At 55.2% G+C, this 26,365-nt stretch carries 24 protein-coding genes and 1 rRNA gene; 17 read left to right on the top strand and 8 right to left on the bottom strand.

Annotated features, from left to right (window positions below):
- The first annotated feature begins 169 nt into the window (after window positions 1-169).
- Window positions 170-715 carry a spermidine N1-acetyltransferase gene (gene speG, locus IAI47_RS04575; protein WP_003850356.1) on the top strand — a complete coding sequence of 182 codons (546 nt, stop codon included), beginning with the start codon at window positions 170-172 and terminating at the stop codon, window positions 713-715.
- Here speG and IAI47_RS04570 read toward each other — a convergent pair whose 3' ends face one another.
- From IAI47_RS04570 to IAI47_RS04555, 4 genes are all read right to left on the bottom strand, one after another.
- Window positions 716-1,135, bottom strand: a complete 420-nt coding sequence (locus tag IAI47_RS04570; RefSeq protein WP_003850357.1) for a hypothetical protein — start codon at window positions 1,133-1,135, stop codon at window positions 716-718. It lies immediately after the preceding gene.
- Window positions 1,136-1,220: 85 nt separating this feature from the next.
- Window positions 1,221-2,156 (bottom strand): homocysteine S-methyltransferase, encoded by a 936-nt coding sequence (mmuM, locus tag IAI47_RS04565; RefSeq protein ID WP_003850358.1) that lies wholly within the window; start codon window positions 2,154-2,156, stop codon window positions 1,221-1,223.
- The gene (mmuP, locus tag IAI47_RS04560) at window positions 2,146-3,555 is read right to left on the bottom strand and encodes an S-methylmethionine permease (RefSeq protein ID WP_008926759.1); all 1,410 of its coding nucleotides are present in this window, start codon (window positions 3,553-3,555) and stop codon (window positions 2,146-2,148) included. The genes mmuM and mmuP overlap by 11 nt, the downstream gene beginning before the upstream one ends.
- 134 nt (window positions 3,556-3,689) lie before the next feature.
- Complete coding sequence (locus tag IAI47_RS04555) at window positions 3,690-4,025, bottom strand: DUF2002 family protein (protein ID WP_003850360.1); 336 nt, start codon at window positions 4,023-4,025, stop codon at window positions 3,690-3,692.
- Between the two features lie 153 nt (window positions 4,026-4,178).
- Here IAI47_RS04555 and IAI47_RS04550 point away from each other — a divergent pair, with 153 nt between their 5' ends.
- The 12 genes from IAI47_RS04550 to emrB all read left to right on the top strand — a co-directional run bounded on the left by IAI47_RS04550 (window position 4,179) and on the right by emrB (window position 17,486).
- Complete coding sequence (locus tag IAI47_RS04550; RefSeq protein WP_003850361.1) at window positions 4,179-4,496, top strand: DUF883 family protein; 318 nt, start codon at window positions 4,179-4,181, stop codon at window positions 4,494-4,496.
- Window positions 4,497-4,799: 303 nt separating this feature from the next.
- Complete coding sequence (gene nrdH, locus IAI47_RS04545; protein WP_003850362.1) at window positions 4,800-5,042, top strand: glutaredoxin-like protein NrdH; 243 nt, start codon at window positions 4,800-4,802, stop codon at window positions 5,040-5,042.
- A gap of 4 nt (window positions 5,043-5,046) precedes the next feature.
- Window positions 5,047-5,460, top strand: a complete 414-nt coding sequence (gene nrdI / locus IAI47_RS04540; RefSeq protein WP_008926760.1) for a class Ib ribonucleoside-diphosphate reductase assembly flavoprotein NrdI — start codon at window positions 5,047-5,049, stop codon at window positions 5,458-5,460.
- A 26-nt stretch (window positions 5,461-5,486) separates the two neighbouring features.
- Window positions 5,487-7,568, top strand: coding sequence for a class 1b ribonucleoside-diphosphate reductase subunit alpha (nrdE, locus tag IAI47_RS04535; protein ID WP_033743484.1), 2,082 nt, complete (start codon window positions 5,487-5,489; stop codon window positions 7,566-7,568).
- A gap of 8 nt (window positions 7,569-7,576) precedes the next feature.
- Window positions 7,577-8,536, top strand: a complete 960-nt coding sequence (gene nrdF, locus IAI47_RS04530) for a class 1b ribonucleoside-diphosphate reductase subunit beta (protein ID WP_033743485.1) — start codon at window positions 7,577-7,579, stop codon at window positions 8,534-8,536.
- 500 nt (window positions 8,537-9,036) lie between these two features.
- Window positions 9,037-10,233 (top strand): glycine betaine/L-proline ABC transporter ATP-binding protein ProV, encoded by a 1,197-nt coding sequence (gene proV, locus IAI47_RS04525; RefSeq protein WP_003850372.1) that lies wholly within the window; start codon window positions 9,037-9,039, stop codon window positions 10,231-10,233.
- A complete protein-coding gene (proW, locus tag IAI47_RS04520) occupies window positions 10,230-11,321 on the top strand; it encodes a glycine betaine/L-proline ABC transporter permease ProW (RefSeq protein ID WP_008926763.1) in 1,092 nt (363 codons plus the stop codon). The genes proV and proW overlap by 4 nt, the downstream gene beginning before the upstream one ends.
- Window positions 11,322-11,382: 61 nt before the next feature.
- The gene (proX, locus tag IAI47_RS04515) at window positions 11,383-12,381 is read left to right on the top strand and encodes a glycine betaine/L-proline ABC transporter substrate-binding protein ProX (RefSeq protein ID WP_003850376.1); all 999 of its coding nucleotides are present in this window, start codon (window positions 11,383-11,385) and stop codon (window positions 12,379-12,381) included.
- Window positions 12,382-12,591: 210 nt separating this feature from the next.
- On the top strand, window positions 12,592-13,779 hold the full coding sequence (locus IAI47_RS04510) for an MFS transporter (RefSeq protein WP_033743490.1): 1,188 nt from the start codon (window positions 12,592-12,594) through the stop codon (window positions 13,777-13,779).
- Between the two features lie 301 nt (window positions 13,780-14,080).
- Window positions 14,081-14,611, top strand: a complete 531-nt coding sequence (mprA, locus tag IAI47_RS04505; RefSeq protein ID WP_003850381.1) for a transcriptional repressor MprA — start codon at window positions 14,081-14,083, stop codon at window positions 14,609-14,611.
- A 150-nt stretch (window positions 14,612-14,761) separates the two neighbouring features.
- Window positions 14,762-15,934 carry a multidrug efflux MFS transporter periplasmic adaptor subunit EmrA gene (emrA, locus tag IAI47_RS04500; RefSeq protein WP_008926765.1) on the top strand — a complete coding sequence of 391 codons (1,173 nt, stop codon included), beginning with the start codon at window positions 14,762-14,764 and terminating at the stop codon, window positions 15,932-15,934.
- A 16-nt stretch (window positions 15,935-15,950) separates the two neighbouring features.
- The gene (gene emrB, locus IAI47_RS04495) at window positions 15,951-17,486 is read left to right on the top strand and encodes a multidrug efflux MFS transporter permease subunit EmrB (protein ID WP_003850384.1); all 1,536 of its coding nucleotides are present in this window, start codon (window positions 15,951-15,953) and stop codon (window positions 17,484-17,486) included.
- Between the two features lie 36 nt (window positions 17,487-17,522).
- Here the strand turns inward: emrB and IAI47_RS04490 are convergent, their stop codons facing one another.
- Window positions 17,523-18,707 carry a tRNA/rRNA methyltransferase gene (locus IAI47_RS04490; RefSeq protein WP_003850386.1) on the bottom strand — a complete coding sequence of 395 codons (1,185 nt, stop codon included), beginning with the start codon at window positions 18,705-18,707 and terminating at the stop codon, window positions 17,523-17,525.
- Window positions 18,708-18,866: 159 nt separating this feature from the next.
- Between IAI47_RS04490 and trxC the strand changes: the two genes are divergently transcribed.
- From trxC to pssA, 4 genes are all read left to right on the top strand, one after another.
- Entirely contained in the window at window positions 18,867-19,286 is a 420-nt protein-coding gene (gene trxC / locus IAI47_RS04485) for a thioredoxin TrxC (protein ID WP_008926766.1), read from the top strand.
- Between the two features lie 82 nt (window positions 19,287-19,368).
- On the top strand, window positions 19,369-20,046 hold the full coding sequence (locus IAI47_RS04480) for a tRNA-uridine aminocarboxypropyltransferase (RefSeq protein WP_008926767.1): 678 nt from the start codon (window positions 19,369-19,371) through the stop codon (window positions 20,044-20,046).
- Between the two features lie 139 nt (window positions 20,047-20,185).
- Window positions 20,186-22,861 carry a bifunctional acetate--CoA ligase family protein/GNAT family N-acetyltransferase gene (locus IAI47_RS04475; protein WP_008926768.1) on the top strand — a complete coding sequence of 892 codons (2,676 nt, stop codon included), beginning with the start codon at window positions 20,186-20,188 and terminating at the stop codon, window positions 22,859-22,861.
- 99 nt (window positions 22,862-22,960) lie between these two features.
- The gene (gene pssA / locus IAI47_RS04470) at window positions 22,961-24,316 is read left to right on the top strand and encodes a CDP-diacylglycerol--serine O-phosphatidyltransferase (RefSeq protein WP_008926769.1); all 1,356 of its coding nucleotides are present in this window, start codon (window positions 22,961-22,963) and stop codon (window positions 24,314-24,316) included.
- Here pssA and IAI47_RS21955 read toward each other — a convergent pair.
- The 3 genes from IAI47_RS21955 to rrf all read right to left on the bottom strand — a co-directional run bounded on the left by IAI47_RS21955 (window position 24,300) and on the right by rrf (window position 26,346).
- Complete coding sequence (locus IAI47_RS21955) at window positions 24,300-24,431, bottom strand: hypothetical protein (protein ID WP_255348851.1); 132 nt, start codon at window positions 24,429-24,431, stop codon at window positions 24,300-24,302. The genes pssA and IAI47_RS21955 overlap by 17 nt on opposite strands.
- A gap of 233 nt (window positions 24,432-24,664) precedes the next feature.
- The gene (locus IAI47_RS04465; RefSeq protein ID WP_008926770.1) at window positions 24,665-25,954 is read right to left on the bottom strand and encodes an MFS family transporter; all 1,290 of its coding nucleotides are present in this window, start codon (window positions 25,952-25,954) and stop codon (window positions 24,665-24,667) included.
- A gap of 276 nt (window positions 25,955-26,230) precedes the next feature.
- Window positions 26,231-26,346 (bottom strand): 5S ribosomal RNA (rrf, locus tag IAI47_RS04460).
- Between the last annotated feature and the right edge of the window lie 19 nt (window positions 26,347-26,365).

Below are 26,365 nucleotides of genomic sequence, written 5' to 3'. Positions count from 1 at the left end.
CCTCTTCTCTCCTGCCGGACGGTGTGTGGTTCTCTCACAGCCATCTTGATTGCCACGCTACGCTATTGACGGTTGTACGCTAAAGCAGCGCCTCTATACGACTGCACAAAACGCAGCACCAGACTGATGCGGTATACTCGCGGCAACTATTTCATGAGAGGAAAAAGCGATGACGGTAAAACTGCGTCCACTGGAGCGGGAAGACCTGCACTTTGTCCATCAGCTGGATAACAACGCCAGCGTGATGCGCTACTGGTTTGAGGAGCCCTATGAAGCGTTTGTGGAGCTGTCCGATCTCTACAACAAGCACATTCATGACCAGACGGAACGCCGCTTTGTGGTGGAGCATAGCGGGCAGAAAGCGGGATTAGTGGAACTGGTGGAGATTAACCATGTGCACCGCCGCGCCGAGTTTCAGATCATTATCGATCCGGCGCATCAGGGCAAAGGGCTGGCAACCCAGGCGGCAAAGCTGGCGATGGATTACGGCTTTTCGGTTCTCAATCTCTATAAGCTCTACCTGATTGTCGATCAGGAAAACGAGAAAGCGATCCATATCTATACCAAGCTCGGCTTCGAGATCGAAGGCGTGCTTAAACATGAATTTTTCATTAATGGGGAGTACCGCAACACCATCCGCATGTGCATTTTCCAGCATCAGTATCTGGAACGCCATAAAACGCCAGGCGGAATGGTGAAGCCGACCGCGCAGTGATCAGCCGCGCGCGCCAACCGGATTCATGAAGGGACGTGGATGTTCCGGCTTGAGGTCGTACATGCCGCCATAGAAAGGATCGACCAGCAACCAGCCGGGGAATCCACCTAATGGGATATTGCCCAGCAGATACCAGAGGTTAGCGCGAGCCTCGATAGGCACTGTAACCGGCACGTAGCCCGGGCTTTCCAGCATCAGCAGATAGTGCTTTTTGCCGAAGTAGCGGCCGGTGGATTTTGCCAGCTCAACGGTCTGCGGCGTGAAACCCTGCGCAACTGCGTAGCCACGCTCATCCTGCACGGTAAAGCGCGCGCCCTGCGGCAGAGAGTCGATGCGCACCATTTGGGTTTCAGTGCCGACAATGGTGGCACAGCCGCTAAGCAGCAGCGCGGCGGCCAGAGCCAGAATTCGCTGTTTCATGAAGGGGTCCACAGAGTGATCAGTGCTCAAAGTGTAGACCGCCTTCTTTGTCTCAATCGGGCTATCATCGCCCGATTCAGCCAGCTTATTGCGGTTGACAAGCGCGGGCGATAGCCGCGATGTCGTTGGGTGAGGTGCGACAGCAGCCGCCAATCAGCTTCGCGCCCGCCTGCTGCCACTCATCCAGCTTGTCGTGCAGCGTGCAGCCCGACGGCGCGGAATGCCATGTTTTGCTGCTGGCATCATACTGCTCGCCGGAGTTGGGATAGACCACCAGCGGCTTGTCGGTCAGCCTCTGCAACTGCTGCAGCGCTGGCGTTACGCTCTCCAGCGCTACGCAGTTGATCCCCAGCGCTATCACCTGCGGCTGCTGATTCAGCCAGCTCACCACCTCTGACAGCGGCGTGCCGTCGCTGATATGCCCGGCATCACGCAGCGTAAACGTGAACCACGCACGGCCTTCCGGGAATTCAGCCAGCAGCTTCACCAGTGCCTGCGCTTCCGCAAACGAAGGCAGGGTTTCACAGGCCAGCAGATCGGCACCCGCCGCCAGCAGCGCCTGCACGCGCGGACGGTGAAACGCCATCATTTCCGCTTCCGGCAGTGCATAGTCACCGCGATATTCCGAACCATCCGCCAGGAAAGCACCATATGGCCCCACCGATCCCGCCACCAGCAGCGTTTTCGCATCGGGCCGGACCGCCAGATAGTCCTGACGTGCGCGGCGCGCCAGCTCGACGCTCTGGGCGATCAATGCCAGTGACTGCGCTTCATCAAGACCACGTGTGGCAAAGCCCTGCGGCGTCGCCTGATAGCTGGCGGTAATGGCACAACGCGCACCGGCGACAAAATAGTCGTAGTGCACCTGATAGATGAGCTCAGGATTTTCCATCAGCACCTTTGCTGACCAGAGCGCATCGGCCAGATGGCAGCCGCGGGCTTCCAGTTCGGTGGCCAGCGCGCCATCCAGAATCAGCAATGGTGACTCTGTTAAAGCCTGCGCGACAGGGTTATGCGACATCTTTGGCCTCCTCAGGCTTCGGGGATGATTTGTGGGTCAGATGGTATGCGGCGTAGCAGAACAGGACAAACGGGATGCCACACCATAGCGCGATACGCTGAGTTGGATCGAATGCCAGACCAACACAGGCCAGCAGACAGAGCAGAAAGCCCAGAATCGGCGTCAGCGGATAGAGCGGCGCGCGGTAAGCCAGATCGGCCAGCGATTTGCCCTGCTGAAGGTGACGGCGACGGAAAACAAAATGCGAGGCGCAGATGCTGAGCCAGACCGCGACCACCGCAAAGCCAGAGATAGCCGACAGCGCCACAAACACCGTGTCTGGCGCAACCACGCTGGAAACCAGCGCCAGCAAACCGCCCACCATGCTGACAGTAATTGCCAGCATGGGTACGCCGCGCTTGTTCACCCGGGAAAAGGCACGCGGCAGCGTATTTTCGTTGGCCAGCGACCAGAGCATACGGCCCGATGCGTAAAGGCCGGAGTTGGCTGCTGACAGGATTGCAGTCAGGATCACAAAGTTAATGATGTCAGCCGCATACGGGATGCCGATCTTTTCGAACACCAGCACAAACGGACTTTTTACGATGCCAGCCTGATCCATCGGAATCAGCGCCGCCAGCACAAAGACTGTGCCGATGAAGAAGATGATCAGCCTGGCCACGGTGGTGCGGATCGCCAGCGGCAGCACTTTCTCCGGCTGCTGGGTTTCACCGGCCGCAATCCCGATCAGCTCGGTGCCAGAGAAGGCGAAGTTCACCGCCACCATCGTCATCAGAATCGGCAGTACGCCATTGGGCAGCCAGCCGTGCGCGGTAAGATTGCTCAGACCGGGCGCGGGCGTGCCATCTTTCATCGGGATAAAGCCAAACATCGCTGCGCCGCCCAGCACGATAAAGGCGACGATCGTGACCACCTTAATCAGCGAGAACCAGAACTCCCCTTCGGCGAAGAAGCGGGTTGAGATGACGTTCAGCAGATAGATGGCGCAGCAGAAGACCAGGCACCATATCCATACCGGAATCTGCGGGAACCAGTACTGCATACAGAAGCCCGCCGCCGTCAGGCTGGAGCCCAGGGCTACCGTCCAGGTCAGCCAGTAGAGCCATGCCACGGTATAGCCGGTTGCCGGACTGAGATAGCGCGCAGCGTAAACGTGGAACGCGCCGGTTTCCGGCATCGCCACAGAGAGTTCACCCAGACAGACCATCACCAGCCAGACCACCAGCGCGCCAATCAGATAGGCAAGCAGCGTCCCCGCTGCTCCGGTAGTAGAAATGATATAGCCGGTGTTAAAAAACAGGCCAGTGCCGATTACGCCGCCCAGCGATAACATCACCAGATGGCGCACTTTCATGGTGCGTTTAAATTGTTCCTGCGAGGGAGTTGGCTGTTCGCTCATCTTTTTTATCCGTATGGACGTCTAAACATCTATAGTGGACAATTTTATACGCGTCACAGCGGGTAATTGCAACGGCAGGAAACAGGGAGGATGGAAAGGCAGTTCAGAGCCCCGTCGCGGCGGGGCCTGATGCGTCAGCCGAAAACGCTTTGAATATAGCGTTCCAGCGCCATGCGGGAACTGAATCCGTGCGGGATGCCGTAATGTTCCTGTGAATCACCCGCCAGGTAGAGAGGGAATTGGGTGTAGTGATCGCAGGTCTTCATTTCTGAAGCGGGTTCAGCGAACGGCTGGCTCTTCTCTTTCAGTGTCGGGTGAATCACTAAAGCCATGCGCCCCATGCGCGCTTCGCGATTCACATAAACGTAGTTCTCTCCACGGCGATAGCCATAGGCCCGTGGGGTAATTTCATCGACTTCGAAACCCGCTTTTTCCAGTACGCGCGCTACCTCATCCGGTCGTAAATACATGCTCGATCCTCTCCTCTTTCAAAAGCTTCGCAACCTTACAACAGCATGACAGAGTGGGCATTCGGAATTTTCCCTAAAGAACACTCCCGCGTCTCGTTAATCTCAAGGTCGTCTACACTAGTATTACGTTTTTAAATCAAAGGGAGCTAAAAAATGTTTAATCGCACTGTAAAAAACGATGACATTGATATCAATCAGGACGTTAACGAACTGGCCGATTCACTGGAAGCGCTGTTGAAATCTTACGGCAGTGACGCCAAAGACGAAGTGGACTCAGCCCGCAGTCAGGCTGAGAAACTGCTGAAACAGACCCGCTCTAAACTGAACGGCGGCAGCAACCGTGTTTCACAGGTTGCGCGTGATGCTTCCGCTCAGGTTGATACCTATGTCCATGACAAGCCATGGCACGGTGTAGGTATCGGTGCCGCATTCGGTATCGTCGTGGGCGTACTGCTGGCTTCACGCCGCTAAGCTAAGCGCTGAGAAATCCCCTGAGCCCTGCCCTGTGCGGGGCTTTTTTTTGCCTTTTTTGCGGCCAGCGACATTTACAAAAGATTTTTCCAGGCTGCAGGGCGCATCCCTGCTGGCTTTTCCTCTGTTGCGCAAATACAAATCATAAAACCCTATATATGGTGGGCTTGACCACAAAAACCACTACATCTAGTATTTAGCTCATCAGCACGACACCTGCTGTTCGTCACAATGAAGCCCGCAACCTGTCGCGTCAGCTTTGTTTTCGGGCATCAGAACCGCACACAGAGGGAAATACGAATCATGCGCATTATTATTTACACTAAAGATAACTGTGTCCAGTGCACGGCGACCAAAAATGCGATGGACCGTCAGGGTCTCGCCTATCAGTTAATCAATCTCGACAGCCAGCCGGAAGCGATCGACAACCTGAAATCACTGGGTTACCGCCAGGTGCCGGTGGTGATGGCAGATAACGATCACTGGAGCGGCTTCCGCCCGGACAAGATCGCCACTCTGCGATCGCTTTCTGCCGTCGGGGGCTAAGCGCATGTTCCCGCTGGTCTATTTTTCCAGCCAGTCGGAAAACACCCACCGGTTTGTCACGCGCCTCGGCCTGCCCGCCTGGCGCATCCCGCTTGATGCCAGTGATCAGTTGCATATCGACCAGCCCTATATTCTGGTGGTACCCAGCTATGGCGGTGGCAGCAGTCGCGGTGCAGTGCCCGGTCAGGTGATTCAGTTTCTTAATGATGAGGCGAACCGCCGTGGTATTCGTGGCGTGATCGCAGCAGGCAACCGTAACTTCGGTGCCGGTTACTGCCTGGCGGGCAGCATCATTGCAAAAAAATGTCAGGTTCCTTGTCTTTATCGCTTCGAGCTAATGGGAACCCCTGACGATATTGCGAAAGTTAAAGCGGGAGTAACCCAATTTTGGCAACAACAGATACCCTCAACGGCGTGACGCTCGATTATCACGCCCTCAATGCCATGCTGAACCTCTACGATGCTGACGGCCGTATCCAGTTCGACAAGGATCGCGAAGCGACACGTCAGTTTTATCTGCAGCATGTGCAACCTAATACCGTCCCCTTCTCCAGCAACGCCGAGCGTTTACGCTATCTGGTGGCGGAGAGCTATTACGAAGCGGATGTGCTGAATCAGTACGATTTTGATTTTCTGCTTGAGCTGCATGAGGTGGCGGAGAAGTGGGGATTTGAGTTCAAAACTTTTCTGGGCGCCTGGAAGTACTACACCAGCTATACCCTTAAGACCTTTGACGGCAAACGCTATCTGGAAACCTTCGAACAGCGCGCCTGCATGGTGGCACTGACACTGGCTCAGGGCGATGAAACGCTGGCGCGAGCGCTGCTGGAGGAGATCCTCAGCGGCCGTTTCCAGCCCGCGACGCCGACCTTTCTGAACTGCGGCAAACAGCAGCGCGGTGAGCTGGTCTCCTGCTTCCTGCTGCGCATCGAAGACAATATGGAGTCGATTGGTCGCGCAGTGAACTCGGCATTGCAGCTGTCAAAGCGCGGCGGCGGCGTCGCCTTTTTACTGTCGAACCTGCGTGAGTCTGGTGCGCCGATTAAACGTATTGAAAATCAATCGTCGGGCGTTATCCCCGTAATGAAAATGCTGGAAGATGCCTTCTCCTATGCGAATCAGCTTGGTGCGCGTCAGGGCGCCGGCGCAGTCTGGCTTAATGCGCATCATCCCGATATTTTCCGCTTTCTGGATACCAAACGCGAAAATGCCGACGAGAAGATCCGCATCAAAACGCTGTCGCTGGGCGTGGTTATTCCTGATATCACTTTTCAGCTGGCAAAAGAGAACAGACCCATGGCGCTGTTCTCGCCCTATGATGTTGAGCGGATTTATGGTCAGGCCTTTGGCGATATCAGTATCAGCGAGAAGTATGACGAGATGCTGGCGGACGATCGCATCCGTAAAACGTATATTCAGCCACGCGACTTCTTCCAGACGCTGGCCGAGATTCAGTTTGAGTCGGGCTATCCCTATATCATGTATGAGGACAGCGTGAACCGCAGCAACCCGATTGCCGGTCGCATCAATATGAGTAATCTCTGCTCTGAGATTCTGCAGGTGAACAGCGCCAGCGAGTACCATGATGACCTGAGCTATCGCCGCATCGGCAAAGATATCTCCTGTAATCTTGGCTCCCTGAATATTGCGCATGCCATGGATTCGCGCGATCTGGCGCGCACCGTGGATGTGGCGGTTCGCGCTCTGACCTCGGTGTCGATGATGAGCGAGATTGGCTCGGTGCCGTCGGTCGCCGAAGGCAATCGCCGTTCGCACGCCATCGGGCTGGGTCAGATGAACCTGCACGGCTATCTGGCGCGGGAAGGCATCGCCTACGGCTCACCGGAAGCGCTGGATTTCACCAATCTCTACTTCTATTGCATTACCTACTATGCGCTACGCACCTCTAATCAACTGGCGCAGGAGCATCAGAAGACGTTCGAGGGCTTTGCGGATTCGCAATACGCCAGCGGCGTTTACTTCGATAAATATCTGCAGCGGGAATGGCTGCCGCGCACTGAACGGGTGACGACGCTGTTTGCCGATGCCGGACTGACACTGCCGACCCAGGCGGACTGGCAGGCGCTGCGTGATGCAGTGATGCAGCACGGGCTGTTTAATCAGAACCTGCAGGCGATCCCGCCGACCGGTTCGATCTCCTACATCAATCATGCCACCTCCAGCATCCATCCGATTGTCTCCCCTATCGAGATCCGCAAAGAGGGTAAAACCGGTCGCGTCTACTATCCCGCGCCGTTTATGACCAATGAGAATCTCCACCTCTATCAGGATGCGTATCAGATTGGGCCGGAAGCGATTATTGATACCTACGCAGAAGCGACTCAGCACGTCGATCAGGGCCTGTCACTGACGCTGTTTTTCCGCGATGACGTCACGACCCGCGACATCAACAAAGCGCAGATTTACGCGTGGAAAAAAGGGATCAAAACGCTTTATTACATTCGACTGCGTCAGATGGCGCTTCAGGGCACGGAGGTTCAGGGCTGCGTCTCATGCTCCCTGTAATGAAAACGATGAAACTTAAACAAATTCAGGCGATTAACTGGAATCGCATTCAGGATGAGAAAGATCTTGAGGTGTGGAACCGTCTCACCAGCAACTTCTGGCTGCCAGAAAAGGTGCCGCTCTCTAACGATCTGCCCGCCTGGCAGACGCTGGATAAACAGCAGCAGCAACTGACCATCCGGGTCTTCACCGGCCTGACGCTGCTGGATACCATCCAGAACGTGATCGGCGCGCCGGGACTGATGGACGATGCTATTACGCCACACGAAGAGGCGGTACTGTCGAACATCAGCTTTATGGAAGCCGTCCATGCGCGCTCTTACAGTTCTATCTTCTCAACTCTTTGTAATACGCAGGATGTGGATGCCGCCTATCAGTGGAGCGAAGAGAATGTGCCGTTGCAGAACAAGGCGCGCATCATCCTTGAACACTACCGGGCGAATGATCCGCTGAAGAAGAAGATCGCCAGCGTTTTTCTGGAGTCGTTCCTGTTCTATTCCGGCTTCTGGCTGCCGATGTACTGGTCGAGCCGGGGCAAGCTGACCAACACTGCCGATCTGATTCGCCTGATTATTCGCGATGAAGCGGTGCACGGTTACTACATCGGCTACAAATATCAGCAGGCGCTGGCCACGGCTGACGATCTGCGTCGCGAAGAGCTGCAGCAGTTCGCCTATGATCTGCTGCTGGCGCTGTATGAGAATGAAGTGGCTTACACCGAGGCGCTCTATGCCGATGTCGGCTGGGTGGAAGAGGTGAAAACCTTCCTGCACTACAACGCCAACAAAGCGCTGATGAATCTGGGCTACGAGGCGCTGTTCCCGGCGGAGCTGACGGCGGTAAATCCGGCCATTCTGTCGGCGCTGTCCCCCAATGCTGACGAGAACCACGACTTCTTCTCCGGTTCAGGCTCCTCCTATGTGATGGGTAAAGCGGTCGAAACCGAAGATGAAGACTGGAATTTCTGAGGGTTACCGGGTGCTGTTTTATCAGCATCCGGTTTTCACTGGCAATGGCATAGCAGCCGCGCCACCGCGACTCATCATAAGAAAAAAATATTACTGCAATACCGCCTGACTATTTCATTGTTTATTGATGTTCATCCGCCCCGTATTTTCTTTTTTTCGGCCAATTATTTCACTGAACATGGTCGTTTCAGGCGTGATTATTTTCCTGCATCGGTCCCCATTATTTCCGTAATATTTCACGTTGGTGACGTCTGTTTTTCTCCCTTTCACGCAGCAAATCGACCTAAATGCCAATAAATCCCTGATTATTTCACAAAAAATTAATCCGCGCTTATCCCTTGTGAGCACTGAAGATAATCTACATCTGAATGCCCCGTGCCCGGCAAACATCCCAACTCAGGGTTGTCAGATAACGTCAGTGTGCTACGGTATGGCCTGCTTAAATTTCAGCGGGAACGACAGGTTAATATCAGATATTTCAACCAGGATTTAATGACTGCATGGCTATTAAGCTCGAAGTAAAAAATCTCTATAAAATATTTGGCGACAATCCGGATCGCGCGTTTAAATATATTGAAAAAGGTGCGACCAAAGATGTCATTCTGGAGAAGACCGGTCTCTCTCTTGGCGTAAAGAACGCCAGTCTGGCTATTGAAGAAGGCGAGATATTCGTCATCATGGGGTTATCTGGTTCAGGAAAATCGACCATGGTTCGCCTTCTCAATCGTCTGATAGAGCCGACGCGCGGCCAGGTGATTATTGATGGTGTCGATATTGCCAAAATATCGGCCAGCGAACTGCGTGACGTGCGCAGAAATAAAATCAGCATGGTATTCCAGTCATTTGCTTTGATGCCGCACATGAATGTATTAAATAACACGGCATTTGGCATGGAATTAGCGGGCGTCGCACTGGCTGAACGCCAGGAAAAAGCCCTGGAAGCGTTACGTCAGGTCGGGCTGGAGAATTATGCGCACGCTTACCCGGATGAACTTTCCGGGGGAATGCGACAGCGCGTCGGATTAGCCCGCGCGCTGGCAATCAATCCTGACATCTTATTAATGGATGAGGCCTTCTCCGCACTGGATCCGTTGATTCGTACTGAGATGCAGGATGAGCTGGTTAATTTACAAGCCAGGCATCAGCGCACCATCGTCTTTATTTCCCACGATCTGGATGAAGCGATGCGTATTGGCGATCGCATTGCCATTATGCAGGGCGGCGAAGTGATACAGGTTGGTACGCCGGATGAGATCCTGAATAACCCAGCCAACGACTATGTCCGCACCTTTTTCCGTGGCGTCGATATCAGTCACGTATTCAGCGCCAAAGATATAGCCCGTCGTAGCGCGGGAGCATTGATCCGCAAAGCGCCTGGTTTCGGTCCGCGCTCCGCCATGAAACTGCTGCAGGATGAAGACCGCGATTACGGCTACGTGCTGGAAAAGCAGAAATTTATCGGCGTGGTTTCCACCGATTCTCTGAAAGCGGCGCTGGCAGCAGGCGAAGGTATCGACAGCGCCCTGCTCGACACCCCGGCGGCGGTTCCCGCCGATACCTCATTGAGCGATTTGCTCTCTCACGTCGCGCAGGCTCCCTGTGCGGTGCCCGTGGTCGGCGAAGAAAATCACTATGTCGGTCTCATTTCCAAAAGCACGCTGTTGCGCGCGTTAGATCGTGAAGGAGCCCAGCCATGAGTCAGGACACCACCAATCCGTGGGATAGCGGCACCGCTGCCAGCACTCAGGCTGCGCCCACCAGCAGCGGCGGTGCCGATGCCTGGGGCACGCCCGATGGTAGCGCGACAACCCATGCAGCCAGCAGCAGTGACTGGCTCAACAGCGCCCGTGCACCCGCACCGGAACATTTCAGTATCATGGATCCGTTCCACAAAACCTGGATCCCGCTTGATCACTGGGTGACCACCGGTATCGACTGGGTGGTCAACCATTTCCGCCCGCTGTTTCAGGGGATCCGGGTGCCGGTTGACTATATCCTCAGCGCCTTTCAGCAGCTGTTGCTGGGAATGCCAGCACCAGTGGCAATTCTGGTGTTTGCGCTGATTGCCTGGCAGATCGCAACCCCCGCCATGGGCATTGCCACGCTGGTATCGCTGATCGCCATAGGTGCCATTGGCGCCTGGTCGCAGGCGATGGTGACGCTGGCGCTGGTGCTTACCGCGCTGATGTTCTGCATTCTCATCGGCCTGCCGCTGGGGATCTGGCTGGCCCGTAGCGAACGGGCAGCGCGTATTGTACGACCTCTGCTGGATGCAATGCAGACCACACCCGCCTTTGTCTACCTGGTGCCGATTGTGATGCTGTTTGGTATCGGCAACGTGCCGGGCGTGGTGGTAACGATTATCTTCGCCCTGCCACCGATTGTGCGTCTGACTATTCTCGGCATTAAGCAGGTACCCGCCGATCTGATCGAAGCGAGCGAATCCTTTGGTGCCAGTCCGAGACAGCTGCTATTCAAAGTGCAGTTGCCGCTGGCGATGCCCACCATTATGGCGGGCGTCAATCAGACCCTGATGCTGGCGCTGTCAATGGTGGTGATCGCCTCGATGATCGCCGTCGGCGGACTCGGTCAGATGGTCCTGCGCGGTATTGGCCGTCTTGATATGGGGCTGGCTACGGTGGGTGGCGTGGGAATTGTGATTCTTGCCATTATCCTTGATCGCCTGACCCAATCGTTTGGTCGCGATAGCCGCAGCCGCGGTAATCGTCACTGGTATCACACCGGTCCGCTGGGCCTGATCTTCTCTCCTTCGCGTAAAAAATAATCTGTCGGGCGGTGCCTGCGCGCCGCCCATCCTGACGCGACATCTTAAATAAGGAATGACTATGCGCAACAGAGCCTCTCTGCTCGCCGCCGTGGTAACCACGCTGGCCGTTTCACACGTCTCCGCTGCCGATCTGCCGGGCAAAGGTATTACGGTGCAACCTATACAGAGTACTATCGCTGAAGAGACTTTTCAGACCCTGATTGTCAGCCGCGCGCTGGAAAAACTCGGCTATCAGGTCAGCAAGCCGAGTGAAGTGGATTACAACGTTGGCTACACCTCTATCGCCGCTGGCGACGCCACCTTTACCGCGGTGAACTGGCAGCCACTGCATGACGACATGTATAAAGCTGCCGGTGGCGATCAGAAGCTGTATCGACAGGGAACCTACGTTACCGGTGCCGCCCAGGGTTATCTGATTGATAAGAAGACCGCCGAGAAATATCACATCACCAATATCGAACAGCTGAAAGATCCTAAGATCGCCAGACTGTTTGACGCCAACGGCGATGGCAAGGCGGATATGACCGGCTGTACGCCAGGCTGGGGCTGTGAAGCGGTAATTAATCATCAGAACAGCGCCTTTGGTCTCAGTGATACCGTGACCGCTAATATGGGTAACTATTCGGCGATGGTGGCGGATACGCTGGCACGCTACAAACAGGGTAAGCCGATCCTTTATTATACCTGGACGCCCTACTGGCTGAGCGATGTGCTGAAGCCGGGCCGCGATGTAGTCTGGCTGCAGGTGCCGTTCTCGTCGCTGCCTGGCGAACAGAAGGATGTGGATACTAAGCTGCCAAACGGCGCGAACTACGGTTTCCCGGTTAATACCATGCACATCGTCGCCAACAAAGCCTGGGCGGCGAAAAATCCGGCGGCGGCCCGTCTGTTTGCGGTCATGAAGCTGCCTATTACCGATATCAATGCTGAAAACTCAGCGATGCATGCCGGACAAAACTCAGAAGAGGCGATTAACCGTCATGTTGATGGCTGGATTAAAGCGCATCAGGCTGAGTTCGATAAATGGATCAGCGAGGCTCAGGCCGCCGCGCAATAACATGAAAACATGTCCACCCCAGGGTGGTTGGTAAAAGTGCTGGCTCAGGGAGCATACGCCTTAAGTCGGACAGTGATTAAGGGCGGAAACATTTCTGCCCTTTTTTATGCCTGCTATCCCGACTGGTATGGCCTGTTAATAAACATGCGTGTGAAATAGTTTTTTGAGTTATTATTAACCTCAAATGATTATTAGCGACCGATGCTGTTTATGAATGCGACTCGCCAGGGTCTGACGCCTGCTTTAGTGATTCTGATGTCGGTAGCAACCGGCCTCTGCGTAGCCAGTAACTACTACGTTCAGCCACTGCTTAATACCATCGCTCAACAGTTTGATCTCTCTGTTAGCCTCGCCGGGTTTATTGTCACCACGGCGCAACTCGGCTATGCCTGCGGATTGCTGTTGCTGGTGCCGTTAGGCGATCGCTTTGACCGACGCAGCCTGATTGTAACGATGATCCTGCTGGCTGCGGCGGGCATGGTCATCATCGCCCTTTCGCACTCATTTCCCTTTTTACTGCTGGGCACAGTCATGACTGGCCTGTTTTCGGTCGCTGCGCAAATCCTGGTGCCGCTGGCTGCCACACTGGCCGAGCCGGAGCGGCGCGGCAAAATCGTTGGTACCGTCATGAGCGGTTTGCTGCTGGGGATTCTGCTGGCGCGCACCGTGGCAGGCGGTCTCGCACAGCTTGGCGGCTGGCGTACGGTCTACTGGACAGCCAGTTTGCTGATGGTCGTGATGGCGCTGGCGCTGTGGCGAGCGCTGCCACGTGTTAAGCAGTCCGTGCCAATGAGCTATCCACAACTGCTGGCCTCTATCTTTCGCCTGTATGCAGGTAATCGCGTGATCCGCACCCGCGCGTGGACCGGCTGTCTCGCGTTTGCCAATTTCAGCCTGCTGTGGACCTCAATGGCGTTTCTGCTTTCTGGCGCGCCTTATCACTTCTCAGAAGGTGAGATCGGCCTGCTGGGGCTGGTCGGTGCCGCAGGGGCGCTGGCCGCTCGTCAGGCGGGCTCACTGGCTGACAGGGGTAAAGCGAAGCTGACGACCCGACTCGGCCTGCTGCTCATGTTGCTCTCCTGGGCCGCTATTGCATGGGGCGCAGCGCAGCTGGTGCCGCTTATTATTGGCATTCTGCTGCTGGATCTGGCGGTGCAGGCTGTCCATATCACCAATCAAAGCGTGATCTATGCGCAGATGCCGGAGGCGCGTAACCGTCTGAATGCAGGTTACATGACCAGCTACTTTATAGGTGGTGCGGCGGGTTCGCTGCTCTCCGCCACCGCTTATCATCTGTGGGGCTGGCATGGCGTCTGTGGCGCTGGCGCACTGCTTACGCTGACTAATCTGCTGATCTGGGCAAAGGGATCGCGCTTTGAGTCGGAAATAATCAACTGAATCCTGGCCCGACAGTGCAAGGGTCTGGTCACAAATGGTTAGGTTTGTTATGGTTAGTAACAAAGCTATTCACTTCGGTTATTTTTCCTCGCGATATTATTAAATTTGCCCTCTTTTGAAAACGTCCCGGCTCAGCGCTGCCGCCGGGTGTACGGGTTTTTGACCCAGGGCCAGGGAGTGGCCTGGAATACCTTTGATGGTACAGAGTGCGGGTCTGAGAGCGATCACCTGCCAAAAAGTGACTACGCTTACCCTGTCACCATAGTTATTATACAAGTTGCAATTAGTGAGGTTTTTTTTAATGGAAAGTTCGTTTACTCCCATTGAGCAGATGCTAAACATCCGTGCCAATCGCCATAAGGATTTTCCGTTACAGGAAATTATTCTGACGCGTCTCTGTATGCATATGCAGGGTAAACTGCTGGACAACCGTAATAAGATGCTGAAAGCACAGGGGATTAATGAAACCCTGTTCATGGCGTTGATTACGCTGGATGCGCAGGAAAACCACAGCATTCAGCCTTCTGAACTCAGTTCAGCCCTTGGCTCTTCACGCACCAATGCGACGCGCATTGCCGATGAGCTGGAGAAGCGCGGCTGGATTGAGCGTCGCGAAAGCGATCACGACCGTCGCTGCCTGCACCTGCATCTGACCGATAAAGGCATGGAGTTCCTGCGTCAGTTGCTGCCCCCTCAGCATCAGAGCCTGCAGTATCTCTGGTCGTCGCTGTCAGTCGATGAGAAATCCCAGCTGGAAGGTATTACCCGTAAGCTGCTTAATCGTCTTGATAAAATGGATGAAGATCAGCTGATCGCCTCGCTGTCCCGCTAATAGCAATAAGTGCGACACAATCACCCGTCGAAATCGTTATTTTAACTTCCTTTTTTATCTGGCCAGCGCCTAGTCGCTGGCTTTTTCGACTCGGGCGCTGGCAGAAATGGATTTCTGCTGCCCGTCTAAATGGAAAACGTGGAGAAAGTCATGAGTGCAACGGCAGAAGCACAAAGTCCGCAACCGTCAGCCAGTAAAAAGAAGAAGCGCAAAAGTGTGCTCATTGTGCTGGCGCTGATCTTTGTGCTGATTGGTATTGCCTGGGGGGTTTACTGGTTCCTGGTCCTGCGCCATTTTCAGGAGACCGATGACGCCTACGTTGCAGGTAATCAGGTGCAGGTGATGGCACAGGTTTCCGGTAGCGTTAACAAAGTCTGGTTTGAAGATACCGATTTCGTTAAAAAGGGCGATGTGCTGGTTTCACTCGATAAGACGGATGCTGAACAGGCGTTTGAAAAAGCGCAGACAGCACTGGCCACCAGCGTGCGTCAGACGCATCAGCTGATGATCAATGGCAAACAGTACCAGGCCAGCATTACGTTGCAGCAAACTGCGCTGGCGCAGGCACAGGCCGACCTGAAACGTCGTGAGCCATTGGGTGTAGCTAACCTGATTGGCCGTGAAGAGTTGCAGCACGCCCGGGACGCTGTCGCGACGGCTAAAGCGCAGCTGGATGTCGCGATTCAGCAATATAATGCTAATCAGGCGATGATCCTCAATACCTCGCTGGAGAATCAGCCAGCTGTGCAACAGAGCGCAGCTGAGTTGCGTGATGCCTGGCTGGCACTGCAGCGCACTGAGATCCGCAGCCCGATGGATGGTTTTGTCTCACGTCGCAGCGTGCAGGTCGGTTCACAAATCTCCACCAGCACCCCGCTGCTGGCTGTCGTGCCTGCAACGAATCTGTGGGTCGATGCCAACTTCAAAGAGACCCAGCTGGCTGGCGTACGCATTGGTCAGCCTGCCACCGTGGTTGCCGACATCTACGGTGACGACGTCGTTTATCATGGCAAAGTCGCAGGACTGGATATGGGCACCGGCAGCGCCTTCTCTCTGCTGCCTGCACAGAATGCTACCGGTAACTGGATCAAAGTGGTTCAGCGCCTGCCGGTTCGTATCGAACTGAATCAGGAAGATATCGCCAGACATCCACTGCGCATCGGCCTCTCCACGCTGGTCAAAATCGATACCACCAGCAACGAAGGCAGTGTGCTGGCTACCAGCGTCCGCCAGCAGGCCGCTTACAGCAGCAATGCTCTGGCGATTGACCTTGCGCCGGTCAATCAGCTGATCACCGATATTGTCCGCGCCAACGCCGGATGATGACGCGGAGGCTGTAATGGCACAAAAACCGCTTGAAGGGATGCCGCTGGTCCTGATGACCGTTGCGCTGTCGCTGGCGACGTTCATGCAGGTGCTGGACTCGACCATCGCCAACGTGGCCATCCCTACGATTGCCGGGAACCTGGGCGCGTCGAACTCTCAGGGTACATGGGTAATCACCTCGTTTGGTGTCGCGAATGCGATCTCGATCCCGCTGACCGGCTGGCTGGCAAAGCGCATTGGTGAAGTGAAGTTGTTCACCTGGTCGACCATTCTGTTTGCCATCGCCTCCTGGGCGTGTGGTATGTCAGATAGCCTGGAGATGCTGATCTTTTTCCGTGTCATTCAGGGGATTGTTGCAGGTCCATTGATCCCGCTGTCGCAAAGTCTGCTGCTCAACAACTATCCGCCCGCTAAGCGCAGTCTGGCACTGTCGCTGTGGGCGATGACGGTGATCGTCGCGCCGATCTGTGGCCCGATACTGGGCGGCTGGATCAGCGATAACTATCACTGGGGCTGGATCTTCTTTATCAACGTGCCGATTGGTGTGGCCGTGGTCATACTGACGCTGCAAACGCTGCGTGGCCGGGAAACTAAAACCGAAATCCGGCGGATCGACATGGTCGGGCTGGTGCTGCTGGTCGTGGGGATCGGCTGTTTACAGGTCATGCTGGATCGCGGAAAGGAGCTCGACTGGTTTAACTCGGTCGAGATTATCGTGTTAGGGGTCGTGGCATTGATTGCGCTCACAGTCCTGCTGGTCTGGGAGCTGACGGACGATCACCCGATCATCGACCTCTCCCTGTTTAAGTCGCGCAATTTTACCATTGGCTGTCTGTCGATCAGTCTGGCGTACATGCTCTACTTCGGCTCGATAGTTCTGTTACCGCAGCTGCTGCAGGAGGTTTACGGTTATACCGCAACCTGGGCTGGCCTGGCGTCGGCACCGGTAGGCATCATACCGGTGATCCTGTCGCCGATTATTGGTCGCTTTGCGCATAAGCTCGACATGCGACGACTGGTCACATTCAGCTTCATTATGTATGCCATCTGCTTCTACTGGCGCGCGTATACATTTGAACCGGGGATGGACTTTGGTGCCTCAGCCTGGCCGCAGTTTATCCAGGGCTTTGCCGTGGCCTGCTTCTTTATGCCACTGACGACTATTACGCTGTCGGGACTGCCGCCGGAGCGCATGGCCGCAGCATCCAGCCTGTCGAACTTTATGCGTACGTTTGCTGGCTCGGTAGGCACGTCGATTACAACCACGATGTGGACGAATCGCGAGTCGATGCATCATAGCTATATGACCGAGTCGATTACCCCGTACAACGTTAATTCGCAGCAGATGTATAGCCAGCTGGAGAGCCTGGGAATGACGCAGCAGCAGGCCTCGGCGTATATCGCGCAGCAGATTACCAATCAGGGACTGATCATTTCAGCGAATGAAATTTTCTGGGCATCGGCGGGGGTATTCCTGATCCTGCTGGTGCTGATCTGGTTTGCCCGTCCGCCGTTTGGTGCAGGCGGTGGCGGCGGTGGCGCACACTGACGTGACAAAGCAAAACGGGCCTTTCGGCCCGTTTTTTTATGCGTTCTGACGCCACCATTCGGCGAGCAGTACGCCGGTTGCGACCGAAACGTTGAGACTTTCTACGTTGCCGGTGCCGCCAATCGACAGGCTCATGTCACCCTGTTTGAACGCGGTGTCAGAAAGACCTTCACGTTCCTGACCTAACACCAGCACCATTTTCTCCGGCAGCTTAGCCTGCGCCAGCGGCGTGCCCTGATGGCTGGAGGTGGTCACGATGGTGTAACCCGCTTTACGGAACGCTTCCAGACCTTCGCTGAAAGTTGCGCCGCTGATGGCCTGAACATGCTCGGCACCGCCTTCTGCGGTGCGCACTGCTGCACCCGACTCCAGCAGTGAGGCATCGTTTACCAGCAAACCTTTTACGCCAAAGTGCGCGCAGCTGCGCATAATCGCGCCCAGGTTATGCGGGTTACTGACATCTTCCAGTGCCAGTACGCAATCTTTGGTTGTTGCCTGGCTCAGCCATTCCGAAACCGCCATACCCATACGCTTTTTGATCAGGAAGCAGACGCCACCGTGATGCTCAGTGCCTGATGCTTTGGTGATCTCTGCATCTTCTACCACGTGATAGGCTTTGCGGTTCGCCGCCAGCCAGCGCAGCGATTCACGGAAACGCGGAGTCACTTCCTGAATGAACCAGGCGCGAACAATCGCTTCCGGACGACTCTGGAACAGTGCCTGACAGGCGTTCTCACCATAAACGCGGGTTTCTTCGTTACGCTGACGACGGATCTGCTCAGGATCAACAAAGCTCTTGCCGCTGATGCCGCCATGATCGGGCTTATCACTCTCAGGCGATGCAGCACGGTCTGCTGATGGCGCGCGTGATACGGTGCGCCATGGGGAGTCGCTGCTGCCATAGGCGCCACGGCTATCATCGCCACGATCGTTGCGGCGACCTGCACCCTCGTCTGAACGGCGTGGCGCGCCACGTCCGCCTTCGTCACGGCGCGGTGAACTGCTGCGACCAGTGTCGTCGCTGCGACGCCCCGCGGAGCGACCACCTTCCTGACTGCGTTCTGTACGGGGGCCAGATGAACGACGATTATCATCCTGGCGGGCAGCAGCGTGACCACCTTTGCCTGTACGAGGATTCGGCGCACGCGCACTTTTATCGTCCTCGCCACGCACGTACATCACCTTAACCTTGCCGCTCTTGCCTTTAAATTCGTCGTTCATATCTTCCTCCTGCATTGAGAGCGCGCAGATTACCTGATGTGCTGGCGCTTAGCTATCAACTATTGAACCTATAGAGCAATCCAGATTGAGCAGGAATCCGCCCTCTTTCATAATGGACAACAATTACCAGACTGACACTTTTAAACCTCAGAGGTTCCTATGAATACGGTATGCGCTTCCTGCCAGGCAACCAATCGCGTTCCTGAAGAACGCCTTGCCGATGCGGCGAAATGCGGCCGCTGTGGAAATGCGTTGTTTGATGGCGAGGTGGTCAATGCCACCAGCGCTAACTTTGACAAATATCTGCAGGACGATCTGCCGGTGGTGATCGATTTCTGGGCGCCCTGGTGCGGTCCCTGCGTCAATTTTGCGCCCGTGTTTAAAGATGTCGCCAGCGAGCGCAGCGGGAAAGTCCGCTTTATTAAAGTAAACACCGAAGCGGAACCGGCCCTGAGCGCCCGTTTCAACATTCGCAGTATTCCTACCATCATGCTGTTTAAGAACGGCGAGCGGGTGGACATGCTTAATGGTGCCATGCCCAAGGCACCGTTTAACGAATGGCTGGATGAATCACTGTAATATTAAGAGGCCAGCCAGTCTGGCCTTTTCCTTTTCACCTGCGCTTCGATTACACTGACGTTTTTTCCTGCCCTGAAACCTCATGTCTGATAATGCTGTTTTGCGCTTGCGCACCGAACGCCTGGCGCGTGCCACCCGTCCTTTCCTTGCGCGTGGAAATCGTGTCATTCGCTGCCAGGGTTGTCTGCTGCCAGAAGCCAGCTGTCTTTGCAGTCAGATCGTGCCTGCGTCTGCCCGTAGCCGCTTCTGCCTGGTGATGTTTGATACCGAGCCGATGAAACCGAGCAACACCGGGCGTCTGATTGCCGATATTCTGCCGGATACCCAGGCGTTTGGCTGGTCACGCACCGAGCCGCATCCGCTGCTGCTGGCGGCCGTGCGCAATCCTGATTATCAGCCGCTTGTCGTCTTTCCGGCCGCCTATGCGGATCCCGGTCGCGAGGTGCTGACAACGCCACCCACCAGCGGCAAGCCGCCGCTGTTTATCATGCTGGATGGCACCTGGACCGAAGCTCGCAAGATGTTCCGCAAAAGCCCCTGGCTCGACGCCCTGCCGGTGATGTCGCTGAATGTGAGTACCCCTTCGCGCTATACACTGCGGGAGGCGCACGGCGAAGGTCAGCACTGTACCGCTGAAGTGGCCGCGGCGCTGCTGGCGCAGGCGGGCGATCGGCTGGCGGCAGAAGCACTATCTCACCATTTTGATCAGTTCCGTGCGGCCTACCTGGCAGGGAAACCGCATCACGCCGGACAGGCTTAGCCGCATCCCTCTTCTTCCGGCAGGCGAGCGCCTGGGCTGACCGATCCGAAGATCCGGATCTTCAGCCTGCGATCTGCCCGGAAGCACTGCCAGCAAAAAGCGTTTACAATCACGCAAATCCCGATCTCTGGAGGGCGAGATGAGCCAACGCGGACTGGAAGCGCTGTTACGACCTAAATCAATTGCGGTGATTGGTGCCTCGGTCACGCCCGGGCGTGCCGGATACTTTATGATGCGTAACCTGCTGGCGGGCGGTTTTAGCGGGCCGGTTTTGCCGGTGACGCCAAAATATAAAGCAGTCAGCGGCGTGCTGGCCTGGCCCACCATCGACAGCCTACCTTTCGCGCCCGACCTGGCGGTGATCTGTACCCACTCGAAACGTAACCTCGAGTTGCTGCAACAGCTCGGCGAAAAAGGCTGCAAGGCCTGCATTATCCTCTCCGCGCCCGCCAGCCAGTCGGCCGAGCTCAAAGCCTGCGCAGGTAAATGGCAGATACGTCTGCTGGGACCGAACAGTCTGGGCCTGCTGGCGCCCTGGCAGGGATTGAATGCCAGCTTCTCGCCGGTGCCAATTGAGAAAGGCCGCATCGCGTTTATCTCTCAGTCCGCCGCCGTCTCTAATACCATTCTCGACTGGGCGCAGCAGCGTAATCTCGGTTTCTCCTGGTTTATTGCGCTGGGTGACAGTCTGGATACCGATGTCGATGACCTGCTCGACTTCCTGGCGCGTGACGGCAAGACCAGCGCCATCCTGCTCTATCTTGAGCACCTCAGCGACGCGCGTCGTTTTGTTTCCGCTTCCCGCAGTGCCTCGCGGAATAAACCGATATTGATCATCAAGAGTGGTCGCAGCCGCGAAGCCCAGGCGCTGCTTGGCACCCACAGCGGCCTTGACGCCGCCTGGGATGCGGCCATTCAGCGCGCCGGGTTGCTGCGGGTCCAGGATACCCATGAGCTGTTCTCCGCCGTTGAATCGCTAAGCCATATGCGCCCGCTGCGAGGCGACAGGCTGATGATCATCAGCAATGGAGCCGCACCTGCCGCGCTGGCGCTGGATGAACTCTATGCCCGTAACGGAAAACTGGCGCAGCTCAGCGATGAGACACGTCAGCAACTGGAGGCGCTGCTACCCGCGGGTGCAGGTCGCGGTAATCCGCTGGATTTAAAAGATGACGCCACAGCGGAACGTTATGCCGCCTGTGTGGAGATTCTGCTCAACAGCCATGAACTTGATGCATTAATGATTATTCATGCGCCAAGCGCGGTCGCGCCCGCAACTGAAACGGCCGCACATCTGATCGACACCATAGCCCGTCACCCGCGCGGTAAGCTGGTGACGCTGCTGACCAACTGGAGCGGCGAGTTCTCTTCCCAGGCTGCACGTCGTGCCTTTACGCAGGCAGGCATCCCGACCTGGCGCACGCCGGAAGGCACCGTCACCGCCTTTATGCATCAGGTTGAGTATCGCCGTAACCAGAAGCAGCTGCGTGAAACCCCTGCCCTGCCCACAACACTGAAGCAGGATAGCGCTCAGGCTCACCAGTTGCTGTCACAGGCGCTGTCGCGCGGCGTTACCGCGCTGGATACGCACGAAGTGCAGCCAGTATTGCAGGCATACGGGCTGGCGACACTGCCGACCTGGATCGCCAGCGACAGCACATCGGCTGTGGCGATTGCCGATCAGATTGGCTATCCGGTGGCGCTGAAACTGCGTTCACCCGATATCGCCCATAAGTCGGAGGTTCAGGGTGTAATGCTCTATCTGCGCAATGCCAGCGAAGTAGAGCATGCCGCTGAGGCCATTTTTGATCGGGTCAGACAGACGCTGCCGCAGGCGCGTATTGAAGGGCTGCTGGTTCAGAGCATGGCCAGCCGTGCGGGCGCGCAGGAGTTGCGGGTCGTGGTCGAACAGGATGCCCTGTTTGGCCCAATCATTATGCTGGGCGAAGGCGGCGTTGAATGGCAGGCCGATAAACAGGCTGCGGTTGCCTTGCCTCCGCTGAATATGACTCTGGCACGCTATCTGGTGATTCAGGCAATCAAAAGCGGAAAAATCCGCAGCCGTAGCGCCCTGAATCCGCTGGATATCCCCGGTTTAAGCCAGTTGCTGGTGCAGGTTTCTAACCTGGTGGTGGATTGCCCGGAGATCCAGCGACTGGATATTCACCCGCTACTGGCAGCGGGTAATGATTTTACCCTGCTGGATGTCACCCTGACGCTGGCTCCGTTCGATGGCGATAACGAAGCGCGACTGGCAATTCGTCCTTATCCTCAGCATCTTGAGGAGCAGGTAGAATTGAAGAATGGGCAATTCTGCCTGTTCCGGCCGATCCTGCCAGAAGATGAACCTTTGCTGCGCGACTTCATCAGCCAGGTGACCAAAGAAGACCTTTACTACCGCTACTTCAGTGAAATCAATGAATTCACCCATGATGACCTCGCCAATATGACTCAGATCGATTATGACCGTGAGATGGCGATCGTAGCGGTGCGTCAGCATCAGGGACGACCTGAGATCATCGGCGTAACCCGCGCTATTTCTGATGCGGATAACATTGATGCGGAGTTTTCGGTGCTGGTCCGTTCTGACCTGAAAGGGTTAGGCATGGGCCGCCGTCTGCTGGAAAAGATGATCCGCTACACCCGACATCACGGCTTGCAACAATTGAACGGTATCACCATGCCCCATAATCGCGGCATGATTACGCTGGCCCGTAAACTTAACTTTCATGTTGATATTCAACTGGATGACGGTATTGTCAGCCTGAAATTGTCCTTACAGAATGAGATCAACCCACCTTGTAGAGAAAGGTAAAAAACGTTCGAATTGACGGAGTTGATGTTATTATTTGTGGTTATAACCCTGATTTGATGGCAAAAGGCCATGCAATGAACAGAGAAGAAGTGCACTGTGATGTTGTCTAAATTCAAACGTAACAAACACCAACAACACCTCGCACAGCTGCCTAAACTGTCACAATCCGTTGCGGATGTGTCGACACTTTATTCGCCTGCTGAGTTTCGCCAGACGTTGCTGGAGAAAATAGCGACCGCACAGACACGCATCTGTATTGTTGCGCTTTATCTGGAAAATGATGACGCCGGACGTGCCGTTATGGATGCGCTCTATAGCGCGAAGCAGGCGCGGCAAACGCTGGATATCTCCATTCTGGTCGACTGGCACCGCGCGCAACGTGGCCGAATTGGCGCAGCACGAGGCGTAACCAATGCTGACTGGTATTGCGAAATGGCCACACGCTATCCGGATATTGCCATCCCGGTTTATGGCATTCCGGTTAATACGCGTGAAGCGCTGGGTGTGCTTCATCTAAAAGGCTTCATTATTGATGATATGCTGCTCTATAGCGGTGCCAGCATCAATGATGTCTACCTGCATCAGCATGATAAGTATCGGTATGATCGCTATCAGGTTATCCGGAATCCCCAACTGACCGATACCATGTATGAGTGGATCACGCTGAATCTTAAACCTGCAGAAGCCGTCAACCGGCTCGATTTTGCAGAACGCCCCTCAAGTCCTGAAATCAAAAATGAGACACGCCAGTTCCGTCAGGATCTCCGGGGTTTCAATTACCAGTTTGAAGGCAATGCCGGCAATGATGAACTGACGGTCACGCCACTGGTCGGTCTGGGCAAGCATAGCCTGCTCAATAAAACCATTTTCCATCTGATGCCCTGTGCGGAACAGAAGCTGATCATCTGTACCCCTTACTTCAACATGCCCGCCCTGCTGGTGCGTAATATCATTCATCTGCTGCGCCAGGGGAAAAAAGTCGAGATCATCGTCGGTGATAAAACCGCCAATGATTTCTACATTGCGCCTGATGAGCCATTCAAAATTATCGGCGCGCTGCCTTACCTGTATGAAATCAATCTGCGTCGTTTCATGAGCCGTCTGCACTACTATGTTACGACCGATCAGCTGGTCGTGAGACTCTGGAAGGATGGTGAAAACAGTTATCACCTTAAAGGGATGTGGGTTGATGACGAATGGCAGCTGATTACCGGTAATAACCTCAACCCGCGTGCATGGCGGCTTGATCTGGAAAATGCGGTGCTGATTCACGATCCTCATCAGGAGTTAGCGGCTCAGCGTGAGAAAGAGCTTACGTTAATCCGTCAGAACACGACGATAGTGACGCATTTCCGTGAGCTTGAAAGCATTGCCGATTATCCGGCTAAAGTGCGGAAACTGATTCGCCGTCTGCGCCGGATACGTATCGATCGCCTGATCAGCCGTATTCTTTAATCGCTGCGGCCATAGAGGCATTCATTACGCGAAGTGTCCTGTTGCTGTGCTGTTGTGCAGTGGATGCGTCGATATGGCGGAAGATCAGCGAACCTGACGGGATAAAGCGGAACATGTTTTCGCTTCTGCCGCGCTGGCTGCTGCAGGCAATAAATATGGGCAGCGTCAGCCTCTTTCTGGCCGTCAAAACCAGACTATCGGCATCCTGTTTTCATTAAGTATTGGGGCGGAAAAAGAGTGGTATGACAGCCGCCCGAATGGCAGCGGCTGGCGCTGGAAAGCGTTCGTGTGGGATGCCGCGGATGCAACCCGCGGCATTACCCTGTGGAATCTGAGTCAGTCGCCTTGTTAAAGCGTAATCCCTTTGCCGCGTCTGTGCAGCAACAGCGACACCAGAAAGGCTACCGCACCCATCGCTGAAACATACCAGAAGAAGGTGGTCTCAATCCCCTGCTGCTTCATCAGCAACGCCACATACTCCGCCGACCCACCGAACAGCGCATTCGCGACTGCGTATGATAGCCCGACACCCAGAGCACGCACCTGCGGCGGAAACATTTCGGCTTTAAGAATGCCGCTGATGGCGGTGTAGAAGCTGGTAATCAACAAGGCCAGCATGATTAACAGGAAAGCTACGCCAGGACTTTGCACGTTTTGCAGCAGGGTCAGAATGGGTACTGTACATATCGCCGCCCCCGCACCAAAGATCATCATCGAAGTGCGACGACCGATTTTATCTGACAGCGCACCGATTATTGGCTGAATCAGCATGAAGACCAGCAGTGCCCCGGTCATCAGCCCGCTGGCCGTTTTTGGATCCATGCCTGATGTGTTAACCAGATACTTTTGCATGTAGGTGGTGAAGGTGTAAAAACTCAGGGATCCACCCGCGGTGAAACCCAGCACCATCAGGAAGGGACGGGTATGATTGCGCAGTAACCCGATGACGCTACCCGCATCACGATGTTCGCGGCTGGCTTTATCTGACGTTTCTTCCAGAGAGCGTCGTAGCCATAATGCGACAACGGCGAGCAGTGCGCCGAGGAAGAACGGAATGCGCCAGCCCCAGCTGCGCAGCTCTGCATCAGTGAGCACAAATTGCAGGACCACCACGGTCAGCACCGCCGCTAACTGACCGCCAATCAGCGTGACGTACTGGAAAGAGGCATAGAATCCCTTGCGTCCTTCCAGGGCGACTTCACTCATGTAGGTTGCGCTGGTCCCATACTCCCCACCCACCGATAATCCCTGAAACATACGCGCCAGCAGCAGAATGACGGGAGCGGCTACGCCAATCGCTGCATAACCGGGCAGGCAGGCGATCACCAGCGAACCAAAACACATCATACAGACCGAAACCAGCATCGAATTTTTTCGGCCATGCTTGTCGCCAATATAGCCGAATAACCAGCCGCCAATCGGACGCATTAAAAATCCTGCTGCAAAAACGCCCGCTGTCTGCAATAACTGCGTTGTGGTGTCACCCTTTGGGAAGAAGATGTGCGCAAAGTAGAGCGAGAAGAATGAATAGACATAGAAGTCGAACCATTCAACCAGGTTGCCCGATGACGCGCCGACGATTGCCCAGATACGTTTCTTTGTATCATCCGGCTGAGTTTTATTATTGGTGGGTGTCATGCCTTACCTCTGTTCCTTGCTGATCAACAGCGTTTAAAGGAGTGAGTAAAGCATTTAAGTCTACCGAAGGTAAAGGCGGGGTAATCCGAGATTATATTTGTGAGCCATGTCGCTAATTATCGAAAAATCAGCGAGTTGCTGGCAATCATGAGAGAAAGCCGGCCGGTGATAGCGCTGCAGGAAGCGGGAAAATCATTAACAATTTTGCTAAATAAAGCGTAATTCAGACGTAAAAAAGCCCCGCACTCTCGTGCGGGGCTTCTTCACTTATATAATGCCTGGCAGTTCCCTACTCTCGCATGGGGAGACCCCACACTACCATCGGCGCTACGGCGTTTCACTTCTGAGTTCGGCATGGGGTCAGGTGGGACCACCGCGCTAAAGCCGCCAGGCAGATTCTGTCTCCGCGCC

This window comes from Pantoea sp. MT58, assembly GCF_014495885.1.
In the GTDB taxonomy this organism is placed as follows: domain Bacteria; phylum Pseudomonadota; class Gammaproteobacteria; order Enterobacterales; family Enterobacteriaceae; genus Pantoea; species Pantoea eucalypti.
This window is presented reverse-complemented; position numbering and strand designations above follow the sequence as displayed.

Bases quoted from the DNA above. Each gene is read 5' to 3' on its own strand.
- proV (WP_003850372.1), top strand. From the start codon at position 9,037: ATGGCTATTAAGCTCGAAGTAAAAAATCTCTATAAAATATTTGGCGAC.
- speG (WP_003850356.1), top strand. From the start codon at position 170: ATGACGGTAAAACTGCGTCCACTGGAGCGGGAAGACCTGCACTTTGTC.
- proW (WP_008926763.1), top strand. From the start codon at position 10,230: ATGAGTCAGGACACCACCAATCCGTGGGATAGCGGCACCGCTGCCAGC.
- emrB (WP_003850384.1), top strand. From the start codon at position 15,951: ATGGCACAAAAACCGCTTGAAGGGATGCCGCTGGTCCTGATGACCGTT.
- trxC (WP_008926766.1), top strand. From the start codon at position 18,867: ATGAATACGGTATGCGCTTCCTGCCAGGCAACCAATCGCGTTCCTGAA.
- nrdE (WP_033743484.1), top strand. From the start codon at position 5,487: ATGCTGAACCTCTACGATGCTGACGGCCGTATCCAGTTCGACAAGGAT.
- nrdI (WP_008926760.1), top strand. From the start codon at position 5,047: ATGTTCCCGCTGGTCTATTTTTCCAGCCAGTCGGAAAACACCCACCGG.
- nrdF (WP_033743485.1), top strand. From the start codon at position 7,577: ATGAAACTTAAACAAATTCAGGCGATTAACTGGAATCGCATTCAGGAT.
- nrdH (WP_003850362.1), top strand. From the start codon at position 4,800: ATGCGCATTATTATTTACACTAAAGATAACTGTGTCCAGTGCACGGCG.
- IAI47_RS04480 (WP_008926767.1), top strand. From the start codon at position 19,369: ATGTCTGATAATGCTGTTTTGCGCTTGCGCACCGAACGCCTGGCGCGT.
- IAI47_RS04465 (WP_008926770.1), bottom strand. From the start codon at position 25,954: ATGACACCCACCAATAATAAAACTCAGCCGGATGATACAAAGAAACGT.
- emrA (WP_008926765.1), top strand. From the start codon at position 14,762: ATGAGTGCAACGGCAGAAGCACAAAGTCCGCAACCGTCAGCCAGTAAA.
- mprA (WP_003850381.1), top strand. From the start codon at position 14,081: ATGGAAAGTTCGTTTACTCCCATTGAGCAGATGCTAAACATCCGTGCC.
- pssA (WP_008926769.1), top strand. From the start codon at position 22,961: ATGTTGTCTAAATTCAAACGTAACAAACACCAACAACACCTCGCACAG.
- IAI47_RS04555 (WP_003850360.1), bottom strand. From the start codon at position 4,025: ATGTATTTACGACCGGATGAGGTAGCGCGCGTACTGGAAAAAGCGGGT.
- proX (WP_003850376.1), top strand. From the start codon at position 11,383: ATGCGCAACAGAGCCTCTCTGCTCGCCGCCGTGGTAACCACGCTGGCC.
- IAI47_RS04550 (WP_003850361.1), top strand. From the start codon at position 4,179: ATGTTTAATCGCACTGTAAAAAACGATGACATTGATATCAATCAGGAC.
- IAI47_RS21955 (WP_255348851.1), bottom strand. From the start codon at position 24,431: ATGTTCCGCTTTATCCCGTCAGGTTCGCTGATCTTCCGCCATATCGAC.
- mmuM (WP_003850358.1), bottom strand. From the start codon at position 2,156: ATGTCGCATAACCCTGTCGCGCAGGCTTTAACAGAGTCACCATTGCTG.
- IAI47_RS04570 (WP_003850357.1), bottom strand. From the start codon at position 1,135: ATGAAACAGCGAATTCTGGCTCTGGCCGCCGCGCTGCTGCTTAGCGGC.
- IAI47_RS04490 (WP_003850386.1), bottom strand. From the start codon at position 18,707: ATGAACGACGAATTTAAAGGCAAGAGCGGCAAGGTTAAGGTGATGTAC.
- IAI47_RS04475 (WP_008926768.1), top strand. From the start codon at position 20,186: ATGAGCCAACGCGGACTGGAAGCGCTGTTACGACCTAAATCAATTGCG.
- mmuP (WP_008926759.1), bottom strand. From the start codon at position 3,555: ATGAGCGAACAGCCAACTCCCTCGCAGGAACAATTTAAACGCACCATG.
- IAI47_RS04510 (WP_033743490.1), top strand. From the start codon at position 12,592: ATGAATGCGACTCGCCAGGGTCTGACGCCTGCTTTAGTGATTCTGATG.